At 62.1% G+C, this 21,555-nt stretch carries 23 protein-coding genes; 11 read left to right on the top strand and 12 right to left on the bottom strand.

Annotation, left to right across the window (positions count from 1 at the left end; genetic code table 11):
• Positions 1 to 33: 33 nt before the first annotated feature.
• On the bottom strand, positions 34 to 1,149 hold the full coding sequence (locus P0D68_RS35225) for an AI-2E family transporter (protein WP_408183548.1): 1,116 nt from the start codon (positions 1,147 to 1,149) through the stop codon (positions 34 to 36).
• Between the two features lie 269 nt (positions 1,150 to 1,418).
• Between P0D68_RS35225 and P0D68_RS35220 the strand changes: the two genes are divergently transcribed.
• The 4 genes from P0D68_RS35220 (at position 1,419) to P0D68_RS35205 (ending at position 5,357) form a co-directional block, all read left to right on the top strand.
• Positions 1,419 to 2,633, top strand: coding sequence for a DUF2863 family protein (locus tag P0D68_RS35220; RefSeq protein WP_091795714.1), 1,215 nt, complete (start codon positions 1,419 to 1,421; stop codon positions 2,631 to 2,633).
• A 233-nt stretch (positions 2,634 to 2,866) separates the two neighbouring features.
• Positions 2,867 to 3,745: a response regulator transcription factor gene (locus P0D68_RS35215; RefSeq protein ID WP_091795718.1), complete on the top strand. Its 879-nt coding sequence runs from the start codon at positions 2,867 to 2,869 to the stop codon at positions 3,743 to 3,745.
• A gap of 112 nt (positions 3,746 to 3,857) precedes the next feature.
• Entirely contained in the window at positions 3,858 to 4,532 is a 675-nt protein-coding gene (locus P0D68_RS35210; RefSeq protein WP_091795721.1) for an energy-coupling factor ABC transporter permease, read from the top strand.
• A 168-nt stretch (positions 4,533 to 4,700) separates the two neighbouring features.
• On the top strand, positions 4,701 to 5,357 hold the full coding sequence (locus P0D68_RS35205; protein WP_091795724.1) for a BspC domain-containing protein: 657 nt from the start codon (positions 4,701 to 4,703) through the stop codon (positions 5,355 to 5,357).
• A gap of 111 nt (positions 5,358 to 5,468) precedes the next feature.
• Here the strand turns inward: P0D68_RS35205 and P0D68_RS35200 are convergent, their stop codons facing one another.
• Positions 5,469 to 6,623, bottom strand: coding sequence for a M14 family metallopeptidase (locus tag P0D68_RS35200; protein WP_408297023.1), 1,155 nt, complete (start codon positions 6,621 to 6,623; stop codon positions 5,469 to 5,471).
• A 36-nt stretch (positions 6,624 to 6,659) separates the two neighbouring features.
• A complete protein-coding gene (gene yaaA / locus P0D68_RS35195) occupies positions 6,660 to 7,442 on the bottom strand; it encodes a peroxide stress protein YaaA (RefSeq protein WP_408183537.1) in 783 nt (260 codons plus the stop codon).
• A gap of 57 nt (positions 7,443 to 7,499) precedes the next feature.
• Here yaaA and P0D68_RS35190 point away from each other — a divergent pair, with 57 nt between their 5' ends.
• Entirely contained in the window at positions 7,500 to 7,997 is a 498-nt protein-coding gene (locus P0D68_RS35190; protein ID WP_408297025.1) for a putative toxin-antitoxin system toxin component, PIN family, read from the top strand.
• A 142-nt stretch (positions 7,998 to 8,139) separates the two neighbouring features.
• Positions 8,140 to 9,312, top strand: a complete 1,173-nt coding sequence (locus tag P0D68_RS35185; protein ID WP_408297027.1) for a pyridoxal phosphate-dependent aminotransferase — start codon at positions 8,140 to 8,142, stop codon at positions 9,310 to 9,312.
• Between the two features lie 106 nt (positions 9,313 to 9,418).
• On the opposite strand, the gene P0D68_RS35180 is transcribed toward P0D68_RS35185, so the two are convergent.
• Complete coding sequence (locus tag P0D68_RS35180) at positions 9,419 to 10,066, bottom strand: glutathione S-transferase family protein (protein WP_408183528.1); 648 nt, start codon at positions 10,064 to 10,066, stop codon at positions 9,419 to 9,421.
• 138 nt (positions 10,067 to 10,204) lie between these two features.
• Here P0D68_RS35180 and P0D68_RS35175 point away from each other — a divergent pair, with 138 nt between their 5' ends.
• The 5 genes from P0D68_RS35175 to P0D68_RS35155 all read left to right on the top strand — a co-directional run bounded on the left by P0D68_RS35175 (position 10,205) and on the right by P0D68_RS35155 (position 15,807).
• Positions 10,205 to 11,770 carry a 3-hydroxyacyl-CoA dehydrogenase gene (locus P0D68_RS35175; RefSeq protein ID WP_408297029.1) on the top strand — a complete coding sequence of 522 codons (1,566 nt, stop codon included), beginning with the start codon at positions 10,205 to 10,207 and terminating at the stop codon, positions 11,768 to 11,770.
• The gene (locus tag P0D68_RS35170; protein ID WP_408183524.1) at positions 11,767 to 12,555 is read left to right on the top strand and encodes an oxepin-CoA hydrolase, alternative type; all 789 of its coding nucleotides are present in this window, start codon (positions 11,767 to 11,769) and stop codon (positions 12,553 to 12,555) included. The genes P0D68_RS35175 and P0D68_RS35170 overlap by 4 nt, the downstream gene beginning before the upstream one ends.
• A 21-nt stretch (positions 12,556 to 12,576) precedes the next feature.
• Entirely contained in the window at positions 12,577 to 13,293 is a 717-nt protein-coding gene (locus P0D68_RS35165) for a histidine phosphatase family protein (protein ID WP_408297031.1), read from the top strand.
• A 20-nt stretch (positions 13,294 to 13,313) separates the two neighbouring features.
• Positions 13,314 to 14,420 carry a phosphotransferase gene (locus tag P0D68_RS35160; protein ID WP_408297033.1) on the top strand — a complete coding sequence of 369 codons (1,107 nt, stop codon included), beginning with the start codon at positions 13,314 to 13,316 and terminating at the stop codon, positions 14,418 to 14,420.
• Positions 14,421 to 14,547: 127 nt separating this feature from the next.
• Positions 14,548 to 15,807: an acyl-CoA dehydrogenase family protein gene (locus P0D68_RS35155; protein ID WP_408297035.1), complete on the top strand. Its 1,260-nt coding sequence runs from the start codon at positions 14,548 to 14,550 to the stop codon at positions 15,805 to 15,807.
• A gap of 133 nt (positions 15,808 to 15,940) precedes the next feature.
• Here the strand turns inward: P0D68_RS35155 and P0D68_RS35150 are convergent, their stop codons facing one another.
• From P0D68_RS35150 to P0D68_RS35115, 8 genes are all read right to left on the bottom strand, one after another.
• Positions 15,941 to 16,417 (bottom strand): MaoC family dehydratase, encoded by a 477-nt coding sequence (locus tag P0D68_RS35150; RefSeq protein ID WP_408297037.1) that lies wholly within the window; start codon positions 16,415 to 16,417, stop codon positions 15,941 to 15,943.
• On the bottom strand, positions 16,414 to 16,872 hold the full coding sequence (locus P0D68_RS35145) for a MaoC family dehydratase (protein WP_408183513.1): 459 nt from the start codon (positions 16,870 to 16,872) through the stop codon (positions 16,414 to 16,416). The genes P0D68_RS35150 and P0D68_RS35145 overlap by 4 nt, the downstream gene beginning before the upstream one ends.
• Before the next feature lie 35 nt (positions 16,873 to 16,907).
• On the bottom strand, positions 16,908 to 18,035 hold the full coding sequence (locus P0D68_RS35140; protein ID WP_091795764.1) for an acyl-CoA dehydrogenase family protein: 1,128 nt from the start codon (positions 18,033 to 18,035) through the stop codon (positions 16,908 to 16,910).
• Positions 18,036 to 18,045: 10 nt separating this feature from the next.
• On the bottom strand, positions 18,046 to 19,242 hold the full coding sequence (locus P0D68_RS35135; RefSeq protein WP_408297040.1) for an acyl-CoA dehydrogenase family protein: 1,197 nt from the start codon (positions 19,240 to 19,242) through the stop codon (positions 18,046 to 18,048).
• 48 nt (positions 19,243 to 19,290) lie between these two features.
• Positions 19,291 to 19,716 carry a DUF1178 family protein gene (locus P0D68_RS35130; protein WP_408183506.1) on the bottom strand — a complete coding sequence of 142 codons (426 nt, stop codon included), beginning with the start codon at positions 19,714 to 19,716 and terminating at the stop codon, positions 19,291 to 19,293.
• Between the two features lie 223 nt (positions 19,717 to 19,939).
• The gene (locus P0D68_RS35125) at positions 19,940 to 20,464 is read right to left on the bottom strand and encodes a helix-turn-helix transcriptional regulator (RefSeq protein WP_408183503.1); all 525 of its coding nucleotides are present in this window, start codon (positions 20,462 to 20,464) and stop codon (positions 19,940 to 19,942) included.
• 53 nt (positions 20,465 to 20,517) lie between these two features.
• On the bottom strand, positions 20,518 to 20,763 hold the full coding sequence (locus tag P0D68_RS35120) for a hypothetical protein (protein WP_408183501.1): 246 nt from the start codon (positions 20,761 to 20,763) through the stop codon (positions 20,518 to 20,520).
• Between the two features lie 235 nt (positions 20,764 to 20,998).
• Positions 20,999 to 21,388: a putative holin gene (locus tag P0D68_RS35115; protein WP_408297043.1), complete on the bottom strand. Its 390-nt coding sequence runs from the start codon at positions 21,386 to 21,388 to the stop codon at positions 20,999 to 21,001.
• Between the last annotated feature and the right edge of the window lie 167 nt (positions 21,389 to 21,555).

The raw sequence follows: 21,555 nt of genomic DNA, 5'->3' as shown, positions 1-21,555 counted from the left end.
GCCAGCGCCTTGCAAGCATTATCTGAAATTTATTCAAGGCGCCTTTTTTATGCGGCTCGGCTCATCGACGACAGGCACTTTCATATCGGGCGCCAAAGCACGTGCAGCCGGCGCGCCAATGGTCCAATCGTGGAGCACGGTGTACGCGACCGCCAGCAAAGTCGGGCCGATGAAAACGCCGAGGAAGCCAAAAGCGAATGCACCGCCCAAGATACCTAGCATCACCAGAATCAAAGGCATGTCGCTATTCTTCCCGATCAGAATCGGCTTGATGACGTTGTCTGACATGCCGACGACCAGCACCCCCCACACCACCAGAAAGATCGCCCAGCCAGTCGCGCCGCCGTGGTACAGCCAGATCGCCGCCGGCAACCAGACAACCACCGGCCCACCCGGTATCACCGACAGAAAGAACGTCGCCAACCCGAGTAGCGCCGGCGCAGGCACACCGGCGATCCAGCATCCGAATCCCGCCAGAATCCCCTGCACGAGGGCCGTGCCGAGAATTCCATAGACCACGCCCTTCACCGTGCTGCCAGCAAGTGCCAGCAGATAGTCGGCGCGCTCCCCGGCAATACGCCGCATGCCGGCGTTCAGCCAGGCCGCTGCGCCCTCTCCCCCCGTATAAAAGAAGAAAGCGAGCACGATGCTCAACGCCAACAGACCGAGGCCATGCGTAACCGCAATTGCAGCCGCCAGAATCCACTTGCCCGCGGGTGCAGCGAGCGTACGCAATTGCGCGATCAGTTCGGAATTATTGCTTGTGACACGCTCCCAGAATGCCTCGATGCTGGAACCCACCAGCGGAATCCGGGCAACCCACGGCGGCAAATCCGGCAAGCCGGCTTCAAAGAGCCGCTGAACCAGCGCGACGATATCGTGTACGTGCGCCCCGAAAGCAAAGCCCGCATAGACGAACGGTCCAAGCACCACAATCAGAATGATCAACACGATCAACGTGGCGGCCCACTTGCGCCGCCCGCCGACGGCCGCGGTCAGCCTCCGGTACAAGCCCCAGGAGCTATAGCTGAGAATGGCGCCCCATAGTAGCGCGGTCGTGAAAGGCGCCAGCACCAGCAGCGATCCGCCCACCAGGATAATCAGCGCGAACACAGCGGCAAGCCGTTCGATCAGTTGGTCCGATTTCATGATGAATCTCCTGTTGCGCCAATCCCCGGCGACGAATGGACATACTTTTGTCAGGCGTTCGCTGAAAGCGCTCAGTATAGAAGCGAGCCACGCGTCCGGGGGCGTCTTATATCATCGGGCCAAGCCGCTGCGCAACGGTCTCGAAGCCGCGCTCGACAGGCTGATTTTTCGCGCGGAAACGTCCCAATTCATCCGGCATTGCGGACCAAATAATATGGCGGCATAGAAAAGACTAGAATATAAGGTTGTACACCCCAATTTCCGGATTTATGCGCTCGCGAATCGCCAAACGTCTCCCACCCGATGCCGACAAGCTGGTCGGTCTTTCGCTCGCGCTTTTCGCGTCGGGCAGCCGCACCGAGGACCGCTTCTGGGAAGCGAAACTCGACGCGCTGCTCGCCAAGATCGTTCGCAACGCCAACCAGACTACGCTGGACGCCGCGCTCGATCATCTGCAGCAAAATCATCCCGACGCCTACGGCGCGCTCGCCGACATGGCGGAAACGCACAGCGAGTCGTTCATCATCGAACACGAAGGCGTGCCTCATGAGGCGCTGCTGATCGCCGCGCCCGTGCTCGCCTGGACCCGCTACATGATTCCGTCCGGCCCGCTCAAGGCCGACGCCGCCGACGCCCTGCGCGCGCACCTGCAAGCGCACGTGCTCGCAGCGAATACGCGGGTCGCCATGGCGCCTTTCCTTTACAGCATCGATCAGCTGCCGCGTCATCATGTCGAAACCTGGCGCATTGCCCAGCAGCTCGCTCAGGCGGCCATGACCGGCGGCAACGTCAAACTGAATTTCGGCGAGTTGCCGGAAACTTCGCCGATTCTGGCCGACCCGCGCTTCCTGCTGGCCGTGGTCGCGGCCCCGGTGGGCGAGCCGACGTTCCGCTGGCAGGAAGAAGAGCACGGCAGCCGGATCGAGCGCGGGCAATGCCTCGAACAATGGGCTACGCAAGGCGGCGCAAATTTGTCGCTGGTGCTGCCCGGCTGCGAATTCGAGTGCCTGTTGCCGGACGCCTATTACTCTGCCTGCCGCGATGCCGACGAGAGCGTGCGCCCTCACACCGTGCGCACCGCCGTGCGCTATCTGTTCGACACGATCGGTGCTGCGCCTCAGGAATTGCGCGCGGTCGTCGCGGGCTTCGGCGAACGCCGCATCGACGAATACCGCGTCGGCTTCACGCGCCGGGGCAGCAATGACGTGATCTATGGCGTCGTGTGGCCGCTTTACGGCCGTGAGAACGGCGAGCCGGGCATCGACGAAGAGCCGCAGGAAACCGCCGCGTCGGACGACCCGCTCGAGGAAATCGTCGCGCTGCTCAAGGAGACCGGTGTGACCGAGGTGCGCCGGCACGCCGGCCGCTTCGAGCCGGAATATTGCGACGATTGCGGCGTGCCGCTCTATGCCGACCCGCTCGGCGAAATCGTCCATGCCGAAATGCCGGAGGACGCGGAGCCCGCGCAGCCGCACTTCCATTGAACATGGTCGCAGGCGCATTTCGGGCGCCGCATACGACATGACAAAGCCCCGCCGAGCGCGGGGCTTTTTTGTGCCTCTACGTTCTTACGTCATTCCTCTTATGCCTTTTGGACAGGCCGTCAAATTGAAGGGAATTTGTCATCATAGGAACGGCGACGCATCGCAACGCATCCGGCTCTCACTAGCCGCGCGTCTGCATCGCGCCACTTCGCCCGATTCATCTGGAGACATGCATGCGATTCTCGATACTCAACTCAGACGCGGAACGACGTGATGGACTCAAAGCACTACTGCGGCAAATTGACCGTCTGGCGCGTTTTAACGAAGCCCAGGATTGGCGTCAGGTCGAACGCACGCTCAAACGTCAGCGGCCCGACCTGCTCGTCATCGATTGGCAGGACTGGATGTCGATCGCCGATACGCGCCATCTGCTCAGTCATTACCCCGATCTGCGCATTGCAGTGCTGACGGACCAGATCTCGCCGGTCGCCGTGCGGGACCTCATGGACGAGGGCGTGCTTGGCGTCGTGCCGCGCGACACCGATCCTTGTCTGATCGTGCGCGCATTTGAAATGGTGCTGCTGGGCGGTCACTACGTGCCGCCCGGCGCGCTGGCGCTCGATCCTCCGCTGCCGCCGGATACCGCCATCCGGCCGTTCGACGAAAAGAGCCCTCCACCGCGCCGCGCCAAACTGGCCAACGGGCTATCACCCCGCCAGCAGCAAATCATGCGCTGCGTTCACATGGGCAGCACCAACAAGATGATCGCGCGCACCCTCGGCATTAGCGAAGGCACCGTCAAGATCCATCTGACCAGCATATTCCAGCAACTCGGGGCGCCGAATCGCGCTGCCGCGGTCGCGCTTTACAACGGCTGGCTATCGAACCATCTGCAAGTACTGCGCAATGATGCCGACGGCCCGGTTCGCCCGATCATGGGGCAAGCCGGCGTGGTGCCTTTGCGTCGCCGCACGCGACGGCGCTTCCACTATCCGTTGCCTGCTAACGACACGGCCGCCCTGCTGCCGATGGCAGCCGAACCGGGCGCACAGTACGGCGACGCGCCGCCCGCCGGACCAGCAACGGACCCACTTGCGCCAGGCCCTGCGTGAGCGTCGCCGGGGCACGCGTCAGCATTCGGGCGGCTACTTTCTAACAGCGTTTGCGCCTGCTGGCATGGAATCCGCTCACACCTTTTCTCGTCCAACGAGTAATATGAGACACATGGGTTTCCTCTACACACCGCTTCCGTTCTGGGTCGCTGTCGGTGGCTGGATCGTCACTGCGATAGTGGTCGCGCTCGCGCTGTGGAAAAATCCTTTCAAACGACTTCAAGACGGCACCCTGCAGCATGTCTGGCTTGCGATCATCGTCGCAGTGTCGGTGCTGTGGGCCACCAACGCATGGCTCGACGACGGCACCGTCATGCATCTGCTCGGCGCCACGCTAGTCGTCACGTTGTTCGACTGGGCGCTGGCGCTGATCGCCATGGCGGTGGTCACCGGTCTGGCCGCTGTCGTCTTCGATGCTCCCTGGCAGGGTATCGCGCTGACCTTCCTCGTCTATGGTGCATTGCCAGTCGGCATTTCTACTCTGGTCCAACGCATCAGCATTGCGTGGTTGCCGCGCAATCTCTTCATGTTCATCTTCGGCCAGGGGTTTGTGTCGCCGGCCATTGCCGTGTCGCTTACGGCGGCCGCGGCTCTCGGCGTGCATATCGCGCTCGCCGACGGCTCCATGACCGTGATCCCCGCAGGCTACGCGCTCAGCGTGCTTCTACTTGCCACAGGGGAAGCCTGGTTCACCGGCATGTCGACGGCATTGATCGCGGTGTATCGTCCTGCGTGGGTCACCACTTATGACGTACGCAGATATCGATTGGGCGGACCGCGCACCTGACACTCGCACGACCATTGAACGTGCAGCTGCGGCAATGGGCGCCTCGGCTACATGAACCGCTCGTGCCGGCGCACCACGACAGGACAAAATATTTTGTGCCAGGATTGAACTCCACCCTCTCGCGGGGCATCTTACGTGCCTCATGTCTCATTAGCGTCTAACAACTAGATGGATCGCACCAACGTACCGCGCCGAATGCTGCGGTTGGTCGGCCGGTTGGCAACATATGCGGCGAGTCTCTCGCTCATCTGTTCCACTTCCGCGCTCGCCGACCAACTCGAACAGCACAACGATCTCGTCAATAGATTTGTCAATGAAATGCATGCAGACCCGCTCGTTGCGGACTGCGCTGCTCATGGCAACTTTGTCGCCAGCACGTCAACTGCCTTCGACCATGTCGAATTTCCACCTAGCTCGTTCGATAGCGCGCATGCGTCGGTCACGCCGTGGAACGATTCGTTCGACGAGGGCAAGCAGCGCGTCAAGGTAGACAACATCGTCACCGTCGAAGGGCTCGGCGTGCGCCAAAGCGGCGAAGGCGACCCCGCCGATCTGAAGTTCCGCTGCGGCTATGTCGGTGCGCAGATGCTGGCGTTCAGCTGGAACGATCCGGTGCCACCGGCCCGTGCGCGCGCCTCGGAACCCTCGGGATCGCGAGCGGCGTCGGGCAAGCATAAGAGCGCCAAAGGCAAGCACTCGGCGAGCGGCAAAACCACGAAGAAAGCGACCACGAAGTCTTCCAAACCGAACTCGGGCAAGTCGTCGAGAACGAACTCGAACAAAGCAACCGCGAAGAAGACACCGGCGAAGAAGAAAACTCAGTAGCGGTTCGAGCTTGCGGCATCAGCCCGCCGGCCGCGAGTCAAGCAGCCGCCCCAATGAAAACGAGGCACACACCGTGAAGTGCGTGCCTCGTTTTTCTATGCCGAGTTCGCTTTAAGCAAAGGTCTCCACGTGCCGCAGGATCGCCTGAAGCATCGCGGCGCCGAGCGACGCGCTACGCTCGCCGTTCCAGCCCACCCGTTCGTCAGGCAGATTCGCGTTGTCCTTGAACGGCATCTCCAGCGTGAGCGACAGGCAGCCAAATTCGTTGCCGATGTACTTCGACGCCAGTTTCAGCGCGTCCTCACGATATTTGCTCGCCGCGTAGCCGTGCTTGTCCTGGAAATCGGGGCTCGCGTGCTTGAACGCTTCGATGAACGCTTGCTGCTCTTCCCGCTGCCGCTCGGTGAAGCCTGGCAGCATTTCGGAGCCGGCCACGAACACGTAGGGCAGCGCCTCGTCACCGTGGATATCGAAGAACAGGTCGCAGCCGGTCGCGTGAATCGCGTCGCGCACCACCAGCACCTCAGGGCTGCGCGCGGCATCCGGCTCCATCCACTCGCGATTCAGATTCGCACCGGCCGCATTGGTGCGCAGATTGCCGTGCACGCTGCCGTCCGGATTCATATTCGGCACGATGTAGAAGACCGCGTGATCGTAGAGCTTGCGCGCCACCGGGTCACCCGCCCAATCGCCCCAACCCGCGAGCCGCTTCACGAGACCCTCGATAAACCACTCGGCCATCGTCTCGCCAGGATGCTGGCGCGCGATCAGCCAGATTTTCTTCCTGGGTGTGTCGCCGGTTTGCGGCGTGCCGAGCGTGAGCAGCGAAATGGGCCGACCTTCGACGCTCTTGCCCAATTCCGTGAGCGTCGCCTGCGGCATCTGCTGCACCGCGCCCAGAAACTCCGCATGACGCTCCTCGCTATACGGCTCGAAATACGCGTAGTAAATACGGTCGAAATCCGGCGTGTGATCGATCGTCAGCACGCGGCCGTCGTACGACGTGGGTACGCGGAACCAGTTCACCCGGTCATAGCTCGCCACCGCCTGATAATCGCGCCAGCCTTCGGCAAAAGCGCACGCGGCGGCATTCTCGAAGGTCATCACGCAGCGCTCGCCCGCCGCGCCGGACAAGCGGAAGTAAAACCACTGCGCGAACTCGGCATGGCTGTCCGGCCGCACACGCAAACGGATGTTGCCCGCTTCTTCGCAGGACAGCACTTCAATCGCGCCTGCGTCGAAGTTGCTCGTAATGGATAACGTCATGATGGTTTTTCCCTGCTTGTACGCGCGGCGAAACGCTTATTCAGCAACGCGGCGGCGGAATACGTAAGTGGAATCATTCGACGCTTCGGCGTCGAACGCATAGCCTTCGGCGTCGAATTCCTTCAACTGCTCGGGCTTGTCGAGACGGTTCTCCACGGCATAGCGCGCCATCAGGCCGCGCGCCCGTTTTGCATGGAAGCTGATGATCTTGTAGCGACCGCCCTTCCAGTCCTCGAAAACGGGCGTGATGACCGGCGCTTCGAGCAGCTTCGGCTTGACGGACTTGAAGTATTCGCCCGACGCGCAATTGACCAGCACGCGGGACGCCGCGGCATTCTTCTTGAGCTGTGCATTCAAGGCCTGCGTGATCCGCTCGCCCCAGAATGCGTACAGATCCTTGCCGCGCGGGTTAGCGAAACGCGTACCCATTTCCAGCCGGTAAGGTTGCAGCAGATCGAGCGGGCGCAGCAATCCGTACAGGCCGGACAACACGCGCACGTGATTCTGCGCGTAGTCGAGATCCGCCGCCGACAACGTTTTCGCGTTGAAACCCTCGTACACGTCGCCATTGAACGCCAGCACCGCCTGCTTGGCGTTGTGCGTGCCGAATTTGGGCGACCATTCTGCGTAGCGCTGGAAATTGAGGTGCGCGAGCTGATCGGAAATATCCATCAAGGAGGCGATCTGCTGCGGCGACAAGCGGCGCAATCCGCCGATCAATTCGGCCGCGTCGTCGACAAAATCGGGGATCGTGTGCTTTTTGACGTGAGGCGGGGTTTCGTAGTCGAGCGATTTCGCCGGCGACAGAACGATTATCATAGAGGCTTGCAGGCACGCCGTGCCTGGCGGTCAAAGACGAAAGCCAGATTGTATCGAATGCCCGGTTCCCATGTCTCACGCGGCGCTTTGCGCGTCGTCCTCGATTCCAATGTGTGGATCGACATTCTCGTGTTCGACGACCCGCACACGCGGCCGATCGCGGCCGCGCTCGAAAGTGGTGCGCTGACCGCGCTGATCGACGCGCGCTGCCTCGCCGAACTCACTTACGTGCTTGACTACCCGCAGTTCGTGCATCGGAACGTGGACAAGGCCGCCGCGCTCGCAGTCGTCGCACGGCTCGCGCAACTGGTCGATCCCGTTGCGCAAACGGAAGATACGAGACCCTTGCCCAAATGCAAAGACCGCGACGACCAGAAGTTTCTCGAACTCGCGCACGCCGCGCAGGCTGACTGGCTGGTCTCGAAAGATCGCGCGGTGTTGAAGCTGGCCAAACGGATTGCACGCGACTTCGGCTTTCAGATCGCCCAGCCGGCGCCCTTCGTCGCCGCCATTGGCGCGTCCCTGAGCGTCACCGGCGAGACTGCAACCGCATGACCCGCCAGGCGCACAGCCTTGGCCAGTCGGCTAACGTGCACTTCGCGGCACGCACACCGCGCCGCGATTCCCTACAATCAGGCTTCGTCCATTTCACGCGACGCCTTTGTCTAACCCACTCGCCCACGCTCCGGACAGCGCCATGAATGCACCGCACGACACGCCCACGAGTCCCACGTTTCCGTCTCGCCTGCCGAATGTCGGCACGACGATCTTCACCGTGATGAGCGCGCTCGCCGCAGAAAAAGGCGCGGTAAATTTGGGTCAGGGCTTTCCCGATTTCAACTGCGATCCACGCATTGTCGACGCGGTCGCGAACGCCATGCGCGACGGCCACAACCAGTACCCGCCCATGGCGGGCGCCGCGCCGCTGCGCCAGGCCATTTCGGACAAGATCGCGAACCTGTACGGGCGCCGCTACGACGCCACGACCGAAATCACCGTGACCGCGGGCGCGACACAGGCGTTGCTCACCGCGATTCTCTGCACCGTCCACCCGGGCGACGAAGTGATCGTGGTCGAGCCGACCTACGACAGCTATCTGCCGTCCATCGATCTGGCCGGCGGCAAGCCGGTATTCGTCACGCTCGAGGCACCCGACTACGCCATTCCGTTCGACAAGCTCGCTGCCGCGATCACGCCGAAAACGCGGCTCCTGCTGATCAATACACCGCACAATCCGACCGGCACGGTCTGGCGCGAGCAGGACATGCGCAAGCTCGAAGAGATCGTGCGCGGCACCAACGTGCTGATTCTTTCCGACGAAGTGTATGAACACATGGTCTATGACGGCGCGCCGCACGAAAGCGTGGCCCGCTACCCAGAACTGGCGCAGCGCAGTTTCGTGGTGTCGAGCTTCGGCAAGACCTACCATGTGACGGGCTGGAAAGTCGGCTATGTCGCCGCGCCCGCCGCGCTCACCGCCGAGTTCCGCAAGGTGCACCAGTTCAACGTGTTCACGGTCAATACGCCGATGCAGATCGGGCTTGCCGACTACATGAAAGATCCTGCACCGTATCTCGACCTGCCGGCGTTCTATCAGAAGAAGCGCGACTTCTTCCGCGCCGGCCTCGCGAATTCGCGCTTCAAGCTATTGCCTTGCACGGGCACTTACTTTCAGTGCGTCGACTATTCGGCGATCAGCGATCTGCCCGAAGCAGAATTCGCGCAATGGCTGACCGGCGAGATCGGCGTGGCGGCCATTCCGGTCTCGGCGTTCTATCACGAGGCGCATGAGTCTGGCGTGGTGCGCTTCTGCTTTGCCAAGCAGGAAAGCACGCTCGCCACAGCGCTCGAGCGGCTGGCGCGGCTCTGACATGTCCTGCGCGACGCCGCGAACGAACCTCCGTTCCCTGCTATCGCGCGCAATGGTCCCGGCGTGCGCGCCTCGCGCGTGTTCGCTTAAGGCCGGGCAGCGCCCGTCAAACCGGGCGCGAAGCCGCGATGTACGCCTTGCGATCTTCGGTCACGCGTTGCGCGGCCGGCCGGGCGTTGATCACTTTCACGTAGCTCTTCCAGTCCACGCCGGCGTCCAGCAAAAAATCGCGACCGTAGATTGTCTGCGTCGCCATGCCCACCAGCGGCAAGCTCACATACCCCGCCGTATCCGCAACACTGAAGCGCTCGCCGCTCAGGTACGGCCCGAACTTCGCGATCCGCCTGAAGCCGGCAATGTGATGCTGGAGAAGTTTCTCGACACGCCCTTTAGTCGCCTCGGTCACCGTGCCGCCGAAGAACGCTTCCTTGTAGAGATTGCGCGCGGTCAGTTCGAGATGCACGTCGACGAACATGATCAGCTCGCGCTCCTTGGCCGCTTCCCAAGGGTCAGCGGAGAAGATCACCTTGTCGGGAAAGCGCGCGGCCAGATACTCGACGATGCATTGCGATTCGCACAGATCGCCCTCTTCGGTCTGCAGATAAGGCACCTTGCCGAGCGGCGAATGCTCCAGCATGGTCTCATCCTGACTCGGCAACACCGACACCTCCTCGAACGGAATACCGTGTTCGAGCAGCACGAACTTCACTTTGTTGTAATAGTTAGAGAGCGCGAAACCGCACAGCTTGATCATCGGGTATCTCCTTCCTTCGGGTTGTATGCGACCGCTCGTGCTCATCGAAATCAAAGTCAAAGCAGCGATCGTCCATCAATCATCCAGTAAATTGCACGATCGTGCTATTCTAAAATAACCATGGAGTCGAGCATCACAATGACCTCTCGCAATTTCAGCATCGAGACTATCGGCATTGTCGGAACCGGAGCAATGGGCCGCGGCATCGCGCAGATTGCCGCACTGGCCGGTTTCACCGTGCGTCTGTACGACACCAATCCTGCTGCAATCGGCGCCGCGCGCGACTATCTCGCCGAGACTTTCGCCAGGTTGACCGCGAAAGGCAAGCTCGACCAGGCGCGCTCTCTTGCCGCGCTCGCGAATGTCAGCGGCGCGCAGGCCATTGGCGATCTGGCCGGTTGCGATCTGGTCGTCGAGGCGATCGTCGAAAAACTCGACGTGAAGCAGGCGCTGTTCCGCGAACTCGAGACCGTGGTGAGCGGCCATTGCGTGCTGGCGTCCAATACGTCTTCGCTGTCCATCACGGCGATTGCCGCCGGCTGTAGCGATCCGTCGCGCGTGGTCGGTTATCACTTCTTCAATCCGGTGCCGTTGATGAAGGTCGTCGAAGTGATCGACGGTCTGCGCAGCGACCCCGCCGCAGGCGACGCGCTGATGGAACTCGCGCGCCGCATGGGTCACACGCCGGTGCGCGCGAAAGATATGCCCGGCTTCATCGTGAATCACGCGGGCCGCGGCATGAATACCGAGGGCTTGCGCGTAGCGGGTGAAGGCGTGGCCAGCTTCGCCGACATCGACCGTATCATGCGCGAGCAGGCGGGCTTTCGCCTCGGGCCGTTCGAGTTGCTCGACCTGACGGCGCTGGACGTCTCGCATCCGGTGATGGAGTCGATCTATCACCAGTTCTATGAAGAACCGCGCTTCACGCCGTCGCCCATCACCGGCACACGGCTCGCGGGCGGATTGATCGGCCGCAAGACGGGTGAAGGCTTTTACCGCTACGAAGACGGCAAGCAGCAAGTGCCTGCCGAAGCGCCCGCGCCGACTGGACTGCCGGCCAGCGTGTGGGTCAGCAAGCGTTATCCGCAGGCGCACGACGCCGTCGTGCAACTCATCGAGAAAGCCGGCGTGAAACTCGACGACGGCGCGACGCCCGAAGCAAACTCGTTGATCGTCGTCACGCCGTTCGGTCACGACGCGACCACAGCCGCAGTCGACGAAGCGCTCGACGCGAGCCGTGTCGTCGCCGTCGACGCGCTCTTTCCGCTCGTCGGCGCACATCGCCGCACGCTGATGACAACGCCCGCCACCACTCGCGCCGCGCGTGACACGGCGCATGCGCTCTTCGCCGCCGACGGCGTGCCCGTCACCGTGATCCGCGACTCGACCGGCTTCGTTGCGCAACGCGTGGTGGCGACTATCGTCAATATCGGTTGCGACATCGCGCAAAAACAGATCGCCACGCCTGACGATATCGATCTCGCCGTGACGCTCGGCCTCGGCTACCCACGCGGCCCGCTGGCGCTCGGCGACGCGCTCGGTTCGACCACCATTCTCGCGATTCTGCGCAATATGTTCAGTGTGCTCGGCGACCCGCGCTATCGTCCTTCACCTTGGCTCGCGCGGCGAGCCCAGCTTGGCCTTTCGCTGACCCAACGCGACGCAGCCGATACCGACACGCACACCACGGAGACACAACAATGAGCGCCGAACTGCTGACCTCGCGCCCGACCGAAAGCGAATCGACACTGGTTCTCACGCTGTCGAACCCCGGCGCGCGCAACGCGCTGCACCCGGACATGTACGCCGCAGGGATCGAAGCGCTCGACTCGGTGGAGCGCGATCCGTCGATCCGCGCCGTCGTGATCACCGGCGCTGACAACTTCTTCTGCGCGGGCGGCAATCTGAACCGCCTGCTGGAAAACCGCGCGAAAGATCCGTCCGTGCAAGCTCAGAGCATCGACCTGCTCGGCGAATGGATCTCGGCGCTGCGCCTTTCGTCGAAGCCGGTGATCGCCGCCGTGGACGGCGCCGCCGCCGGCGCGGGATTCTCGCTCGCGCTCGCGTGCGACCTGATCGTTGCCGCGGACACGGCCAAATTCGTTATGTCGTATGCACGCGTCGGCCTGACGCCCGACGGCGGCGGTTCGTGGTTCCTCGCACAAGCGCTGCCGCGTCAGTTGGCCACCGAGGTACTGATCGAAGGCAAACCGATCGGCGCCACGCGTTTGCATGAACTCGGCGTCGTCAACAAACTGGCCAGGACCGGCGCCGTGCGCGACGCCGCGGTTGCATGGGCCGACGAACTCGGCAAGATTTCGCCCAATTCAGTCGCGCGCATCAAGGGGCTGATCGGCGCGGCCGGCGCGCAACCGCTCCCTGATCATCTGGTGGCGGAGCGCGACAACTTTGTCGCGTCGCTGCATCATCGGGACAGTCTTGAAGGGATTTCCGCGTTCCTCGAAAAACGCGCTCCGGTGTATAAGTGAACGTGAGTGAACGACAGGACCATGTCTGACTATCAACTGCCCAAACGCCGCCGCATCTTTCTGATGCGTCACGGCGACGTCACCTATTTCGACGACTCCGGCTGCGCGATCGATCCCGAGACCGTGCCCCTGAACGAGAACGGCCGCGAGCAGGCCAGCGCGGCGGGCCGCGAGTTCGCCGCGCAGCAGATCACTTTCGACCGGGTGATCGTCAGCGGCTTGCCGCGCACGATCGAAACCGCACAGCGCGTCCTTGCCGAAACCGCCCAGCAGATCGAACTGGAAATCGAGCCCGCCTGGGAAGAGATTCGCGGCGGCAAGCTCGGCAATATTCCGCTGCACGATATGGAGGCCGCGTTTCTCGGCGTGTTCGACGGCATCGTGCCGGAAAGCACGCGCTTTCTCGACGGCGAGACCATTGGCGAGTTATTCGATCGCGTACTGCCCGCGCTCGCTGCGTTGCGCGAGAACACATCGTGGGACACCGTGCTGCTCGTCCTGCACGGCGGCGTGAATCGCGCCATCCTGTCGCATGCGATCACGGCCGGTGGCCGCACGTTCTTCGGGCATCTGGCGCAAGCCACCGGTTGCATCAACGCGCTCGACGTGGGCGCCGCGCCACGCGACTGGGTGCTGCGCACGATCAACTATTCACCGCCCTCGCCGCTTCATCGCGGTGTCCGCAATACCACGATGGAAATGCTCTACGCGCAATTCATTCAATACAAGCGTAGCTGAACCCGAACTGGAGGAGACAGATGGTGCAAGCCACACAGACCGGCGAACCAGAACACCAGCCGGATTATTCGGACTTCGAGGGCACGCGCCCGGTCAGCGAGCGGCAACGCTTCGACAGCGACGCGCTCGCCGCGTGGCTGACCCGGCATGTCGACGGATTTTCCGGACCGCTCACGCTGGAGCAATTCGCCGGCGGGCAGTCCAATCCGACCTTCAAGCTGCTCACGCCGTCACGCTCGTATGTGATGCGCGCCAAACCCGGGCCGGCGGCGAAGCTGCTGCCGTCCGCGCACGCCGTCGAACGTGAATATCGCGTCATGCACGCGCTCGCCGATACCGATGTGCCGGTCGCGAAAATGCTCGCCTTGTGCGAAGACGAAAGCGTGATCGGCCGCGCGTTCTATGTGATGGAGTTCGTTCAAGGCCGCGTGCTGTGGGACCAGTCGTTGCCCGGTATGACGCCAGCCGAACGCGCCGCCATTTACGACGAAATGAACCGTGTGATCGCGGCGCTGCACAGCGTCGACGTCGCGGCGCTGGGTCTGGCCGATTATGGCAAGCCGGGCAATTACTTCGCACGTCAGATCGGTCGCTGGAGCAAACAGTACATCGCCTCCGAGACCGAACCGATCGACGCCATGCAGCGCCTGATCGAATGGCTGCCGCAACATATGCCGGCCGAAACGGGCGAGCGCGCTTCGATCGTGCATGGCGACTACCGGCTCGACAATCTGATCTTTCATCCTTCAGAACCGCGCGTGCTCGCCGTGCTCGACTGGGAGTTGTCGACGCTCGGCGATCCACTCGCCGACTTCGCCTATCACTGCATGGCGTGGCACGTCGACCCGGCGCAGTTCCGGGGAATCGCGGGCCTCGATTGGGCCGCCTTGGGCATTCCCGACGAAAGCCAGTACGTCGCGCGCTATTGCCAGCGCACCGGCTTCGAGATTCACGGCGACTGGAATTTTTACCTGGCGTACAACATGTTTCGCATCGCCGCGATCCTGCAAGGGATCATGAAACGCGTCGTCGACGGCACCGCGGCCAGCGCTCAGGCGCTCGATGCCGGCCGCCGTGCGAAGCCGATGGCCGAACTCGCCTGGCGCTACGCGCAGAAAGTGCGCTGACCGAAGTCGTGCGCCGGGTCGTACGCTGGGTGGCACGCCAAAACGCATTGAGTCGTGCGACCGAGTCACGCATCTGGTTGCGCTCCGAACAAACGTCGTCCGTTACCCGTTATCCGCGAGGTCTTACATGAATTTCGATTACACCCCGAAGGTTCAGGCATTGCGCGAGAAACTGCTCTCATTCTTCGACGAGCATATCTATCCGAACGAGCAGGCGTTCTACGCTGAGATTGCCCGCAATCGCCAGAACGGCAACGCGTGGCTACCCACCGAACTGATCGAACAACTCAAGCAGAAGGCGCGCGACGCCGGCTTGTGGAATCTGTTTCTGCCTGAATCCGTGCGCGGCGCCGGCTTGACGAACCTCGAATACGCGCCGCTATGCGAAATCATGGGCCGCGTACCTTGGGCGCCCGAAGTGTTCAACTGCAACGCGCCCGACACCGGCAACATGGAAACGATCGAGCGCTACGGTAGCGACGACAACAAGCGCGAATGGCTCGAACCGCTGCTGCAAGGCCAGATCCGCTCGGCGTTTCTGATGACCGAACCTGAAGTGGCGTCGTCGGATGCGACCAATATCCAGACCAGCATCGTGCGAGACGGCGACTACTACGTGATCAACGGCCACAAATGGTGGTCGTCGGGCGCGGGTGATCCGCGCTGCAAGATCTATATCGTGATGGGCAAGACAGATCCTGAAGCGCCGCGCCATCAGCAGCAGTCGATGATTCTGGTTCCCGCCGACGCCACCGGCATCACCGTGCACCGTCCGCTCACCGTGTTCGGCTACGACGACGCGCCGCACGGTCACATGGAAATCACGCTCGAGAATGTGCGCGTACCCGCCACCAACATGCTGCTCGGTGAAGGACGTGGCTTCGAGATCGCGCAAGGCCGACTCGGACCGGGACGCATTCATCACTGCATGCGTCTGATTGGTCTCGCTGAACGTGCCCTCGAATTAATGTCGAAACGCTCGCTGCAACGTGTCGCGTTCGGCAAGCCGGTTGCCGCGCAAGGCGTTACGCAGGAGCGTATCGCGGAAGCCCGCTGCATGATCGAACAGGCGCGTCTGCTCACGCTGAAAACGGCCTACATGATGGACACCGTCGGCAACAAGGGCGCACGCGGCGAGATCGCGATGATCAAGGTCGTCGCACCGAACATGGCGTGTCAGGTGATCGACTGGGCGATTCAGGCGCACGGTGGCGGTGGTGTCTGCGACGACTTCCCGCTCGCGTATGCCTATGCGTCTGCGCGAACACTGCGTTTCGCCGACGGTCCCGACGAAGTTCATCGCAACGCGATCGCCAAACTCGAACTCGCACGTTATATCGATGCGGGCGCGGCAGCGCGTGTGGAGACGCCGATTACGCGGGCTTGAGGTCGGCCAGGCATTCGACGCGGCGCACTACGCTAAACCTTGATTGCACCGCGGCGTCTGAATATGCATTAGAAAAAAAGCGCGAGCCGGCATCACTGTCGCTCGCGCTTTTTAACAAGCATGCGTCGAAACGTTAAAAATAATGCCGCGTGATGAACTCGGCGACGCATACCGGCCGCTCACTGCCCTGCCGCTCAAGCGTCACATTCCATATCACTTGCACGCCGTTGTTATCTACTTCGGCTACGGATTCGACCGCGAATTTAGCGCGCAACCGCGAGCCGACCGGCACCGGGGATGTAAAACGCACGCGGTTCAATCCGTAATTGACGCCCATGCGCTGCTCGAGCACCACCGTCTCACTGAGCAATGCAGGGATCAACGAAAGCGTCAGAAAACCGTGCGCTACCGGACCGCCGAACGGTGACTCGCGCCGCGCCCGTTCCGGGTCGACATGAATCCACTGATGATCGCCGGTCGCTTCGGCAAACCGATCGACGCTCGCCTGATCCACCTCCAGCCATTCGCTAACGAGCGGCTCGGCGCCCACCAACGCGCGCAAGGCGGCGGTGCTGCCGAACGTTGCGGCAGGTGCCGCGCTGCCCGTCATGAAGCGGCACCAGGATTGCGCAGCCCGAACAATCCCTTCGAGCGCACCGTGATGACCGTTTCGCCATGCTGATTGATGCCTTCCCACTGCGTCGATACGATGCCGCGATCCGGCTTGCTCTCCGAGATACGCTTGTCGAGCACGGCGTTCATCATGGTGATCGTGTCGCCGACCCGCACCGGCTTCAACCAGCGGATTTCGTCGATACCCGGCGAGCCCATCGACGTGGAACCCGCGAACGCATTGCGCACCAGCATGCCCATCATGACGGAGCAGGTATGCCAGCCACTCGCGACCAATCCGCGGAACGGCGATTCGGCGGCCGCGGCTTCATCCACGTGGAACGGCTGCGGATCGAACTTCTGCGCAAACTCGACGATCTCGTCATGCGTGAACGTGTGCTTACCGATTTCGATGCTCGTGCCGACTATCAAGTCCTCGTAACTCAATCCCATCGTCACACCTCCTTTTATTCGATTCGAGCCGCGGATCAGGCTTCTGCCGTGACGAAGCCGGGCAGCGCGGCGAACCGCGCGAGATGGTGATCGACGTCGCCCAATGTGGTTTCGATAATAGCAAGTCGTTTGAACAGATGCGCCGCGGCCACTTCGTTCGTCACGCCCATGCCGCCATGCAACTGAACCGCCTGCTGACCGACAAAGCGCGCGGCCTGCCCCACCCGTGCCTTCGCAGCGGAAACCGCGCGGCGACGTTCGTCGGCATCCGTGCTCGTGTAGCGCATGGCAGCCAGGTACGTGACCGAACGCGCCTGCTCGGCGTGAATCAGCATCTCGACCATACGATGCTGCAAGGCCTGAAAACGCGCGATCGGCTGGCCGAACTGCTGGCGCGTTTTCGTGTAGTCGACGGTGGCGAGATTCAAGGCGTCTAGCGCGCCGATCGCCTCGGCGCACAACAGCACCGTGCCGTAGTCCGCAATATGTTCGAGCGCAGCCGCGCCGGCGTGGTTGCCTGCCAATTGGCGCGCCGGCGTGCTGTTGAATTCGAGTGTGGCGGCACGTTGACCGTCGATCGTGCGGTAGTCCGTAACTTTGACGCCGCCTGCATTGCGTGCCACGACGAAGAGTGCAATCTCGCCGTTCAGACGGGCCGGCACGATCCAGTGATCTGCTTGCGCGCCGTGCAGCACAACCGACTTCGTGCCGGTCAAGGTCTGCTGCCCGCCCTGCCCGCTTGCGGTCGTCTCGATCGAAAAAAGATCGTAGCGTGCGTGCGGTTCGTGAAATGCCACCGCCAGTTTGATCTCGCCGTGGGCCGCACGTTCGAGTAACGACGCGTCTTCGCCCTCTTCACTACCCGCAAGGCGCACTGCCTCGACGCCGACCGCGGTCGCCCAATAAGGCTCGACGACCAGCGCGCGGCCGAGTTCCTGCATGACCACCAGCATATCGATCGGGCCGCCGTTGAAACCGCCTTGCGCTTCCGGCACCGGCAGTGCCGTCAGGCCCAACTCGGCAAACGCGGCCCAATGCACGTCTGACACGCCGGTTTCCGATCGCACGATCGCCTGGCGCGCTTCGAACCCGTAGCTCTTGTCCAGATAGCGGCGCAACGCGTCGGCGAATTGCTGTTGTTCGTCGTTGAATGTGAAGTCCATGCGCCGCTCCTCAAAGTCCGAGAATCATCTGCGCGATGATGTTCTTTTGAATTTCGTTCGAGCCGCCGTAAATCGACGTCTTGCGGAAGTTGAAGTAGTACGCGGCCAGCGGCGCGGCATCGTCGTCGCCGGCCAGGCTATGTGCGCGTTCGCCTTCGAGGAATGGCACGTCGAACGGCGCGGCGAGCGGCCCGATCGCTTCGAACATCAGTTCGGTCAGCGCTTGCTGAACTTCAGTGCCCTTGATCTTCAGCATCGACGCTTCCGGCCCCGGCCCGCGCCCGCCCGTTTCATTGGCGACCACGCGCTGCACGGTGACTTCGAGCGCCATCAACTCGATCTCGAGGCTCGCGACTTTTGCACCGAAGACCGGATCCTGCAGCAGCGGTTTGCCGTTCTTCTTTTGATTCCGTGCAAGGCGTTTCAGGAAAACGAGTTCGCGCTTCGACTGGCCGACCCGCGCGATACCGGTACGCTCGTGGCCGAGCAGATATTTCGCGTAAGTCCAGCCGCGATTCTCTTCACCCACCAGGTTTTCGACCGGCACCTTCACGTCTTCGAAAAACACTTCGTTGACTTCGTGGTCTTCGTCGAGCGTAATGATCGGCCGCACGGTGATGCCCGGCGTTTTCATGTCAATCAGCAGGAACGAAATGCCCTCCTGCTTTTTGGCGCCGCTGTCCGTGCGTACAAGGCAGAACATCATGTCGGCGTACTGACCGAGCGTGGTCCACGTTTTCTGACCGTTGACCACGTAATGGTCGCCGGCGCGCTCGGCGCGCGTGCGCAGCGAGGCCAGATCCGAACCCGAGCCGGGCTCTGAGTAGCCTTGGCACCACCAGTCCGTACCGTCGAGAATGCGTGGCAAATAGTGACGCTTCTGTGCCTCGTTGCCGTATTTCATCAACACGGGCGCCACCATGGAAACGCCGAAAGGCAGCACGGACGGCGCGCCGATACGCGCGCACTCTTCGTCCCAGATGTGCCGCTGGGTCGCATCCCAGCCCGGGCCACCGTATTCTTGCGGCCATGCGATCGCCGACCAGCCGCGCGTGCCGAGCAGCTTATGCCAGTCTGCGAAGTCGTCGCGGGAGAGCCGCTTGTGATTGAGTACTTTGTCGCTCAGATCGCGAGGCAGGTTCGCCTCGAGCCAGGCGCGGATATCGGCGCGGAACGCGCTTTCAGCGGGGGAATAGTCCAGATTCATGCGTAGTGTCTCCTGGCCGCTACCACCCGCCGCCAGCGAGCCACTGCGCTATTGCAGCGGTTCCTTCAAGGCAGCCGGGACCGGCAGCGGCATCACTTCGATGCCTTCCTCGACCAAGGCTTTCGCGTCTTCCGGTGTCGTGACACCGCGAATATTGCGTGCGGGCGCTTCATTGTAGTGAATGCGCCGCGCTTCCTCGGCGAAGCGGTCGCCCACGTTCTCGGTCTTCTCCAGTACCTCGCGTAAGGCGCGCATCACGCGCCCCTGCATGTCGCCTGCACCCGCTGGCGCTTTCGTCTCTGTCGCACCCGACAGGTTCAGGCGCGGCGCCGACGGTAAACGGCTCACCTCGTTCGCACCGCAGATCGGACATTCAACGAGCTTGCGGGACTGCTGCGATTCGAAGTCATCAGCCGAAGCGAACCAGCCTTCGAACCGATGGCCATGCGGACACTGTAAATCGAGGACCTTCATGTGGAATCAGGGCTTGCGTGCCAGTTTAGCGCAAAACGTAAATTTGTGAACGGTCGTTCGTAAATTTTTACGGACAACACGCCGACGTCTGACGCTGCTGACAAATCGGACGTGGTGGGCGATTTTAACGCTTTGCGCCAAGGCCTGCCGAAGGTGGCCCGAAAGGCCAATGCGCATGCCGACTACATGGCCGCGCGAATTCGCACGCTGGCCGTGCCTGCTTCTATGCCACCAGACACTCGAGTTGACGGTTAAGACGCGGCTCGATCTCGCGTGCTTCTTTGGCGAGGTTGATCTGCTTGGCCGATTTTGCGACGTCGAACACGTCTGCCTTGATTTCATAACCGCCGCGCGCAATGAGCCAATCAAGGATGTCCGACAGATGCCACACCGACGCGCTGCCCTCGTGGACCGCCGCCGGAAAGTCGATTGCGTGATTGAGCATCAGCTTGCGCATGTTTTGCCTCGACACGCCTGCGACTTCGGCCACGTCGGTGAGGCCGACGAAATCGGGGCCTGCCTCGACCAGCCGTGCGGACGGCACCGCCCGTTTGACGTCTTGAAGCGCGCTGACCAGCGCAGCGAATGCAGACGTGCCTTCGCGAGTGAAAAATAGCGCGATGCGGCCCGGTTGCCCGATGCCAACGGTGGCGTCATCGCACCCCGCTTCGCCCAGCCGCTCGACGATCGCGTCAAGATCGCAATCTTCCGCTGCGAGGCGGTACTTCAACGTGAACACATATTCCATGATTTACTCCTGCCTTTATTCGGTCCAAGGCTTTCGCCAACAGCGCGCTTTCGCTACCGGCGAGCCGTGCAGTTGTCGACGATTCTCCGCAGATGCCTGGCATGGTTGCCAGGGCACTTGGGTGTGCTCCAGATGCTCGATATGCAGAACTCACCGCACCGACAGTCCGCGTCGTTGTCGGGACAATACATTTTTCCCCACGCGTGGCCTTTGCCACCGCCCTGAACACGCCAACCGTTTTTTTCGGCATACGCCAATGCTGCCTCGACCTCTTTCTTAGAGTGGGTTCCTCGAACCATCTACGCCCTCCAATTTAATGAGTGGGAGTCTGGTTGTCAAGTGACAACTTGACTTGATCCACCCTGAATCGAACATTTCTCACAAGCTTCGGCATCCCAATTAAATGAGACGCTCAATGCTTTTTATCGAAGGTCCATACTAGAGGGATAAAGGCCGTGTAGCGAGACTGCCGGAAGTCATAAGAAGGCGGCCTATCGCCGCCCGCCTTCTTTGTGCCTTTCGTGCAAGCCTGAGTCATCCTTTGAGAAGCCGTTTGACGACCCACGCGTACAAACGGTCCAGAGTCGGCTCGACGTGGCGCTCACTCCAGTCGAGCGCGAGAATCGTGAACGTCACGAGCGCCGCGCTCGCAATGAACCCGGCTAGCCACGGTTCGACCTGCGGCCAGTTGAAGACGATCCGTCGCGCGAGAAAATTGCCGCCCAGGAGCGACACGACGAAATAGATCGCCTTGCGCCACGTCGTGGTCTCATGCGAACGCGTCAGATACAGGAGCGCTCCGCAGGCAACGCCCAATACCCGTTCGAAGTCGTTGAGCATGTGCGACGCGACGAAGGCGACACCGCCCTTCAAGCTTCCAATCAATACCGGAGCGGCGAGACAAGCAACAGGATAAGTAGGCATGAGGGTATCCAACGCCAGAGGTCCAGAAGTCGAGCGGGTTGCGTGGGGGGGGGCCCCCCCGGGCGCCCCCCCCCCAGCAGGGTGTGTTTAAAAAAAAACCGCCCCCCCCCCCCCCCCCCCCCGGCGGCCCCCCCCCCCCCCCCCCCCCCCCCCCCGCCCCCCCCCCG

The sequence above is a fragment of the Paraburkholderia sp. RL17-380-BIE-A genome (assembly GCF_046028085.1).
Classification (GTDB): domain Bacteria; phylum Pseudomonadota; class Gammaproteobacteria; order Burkholderiales; family Burkholderiaceae; genus Paraburkholderia.
This window is presented reverse-complemented; position numbering and strand designations above follow the sequence as displayed.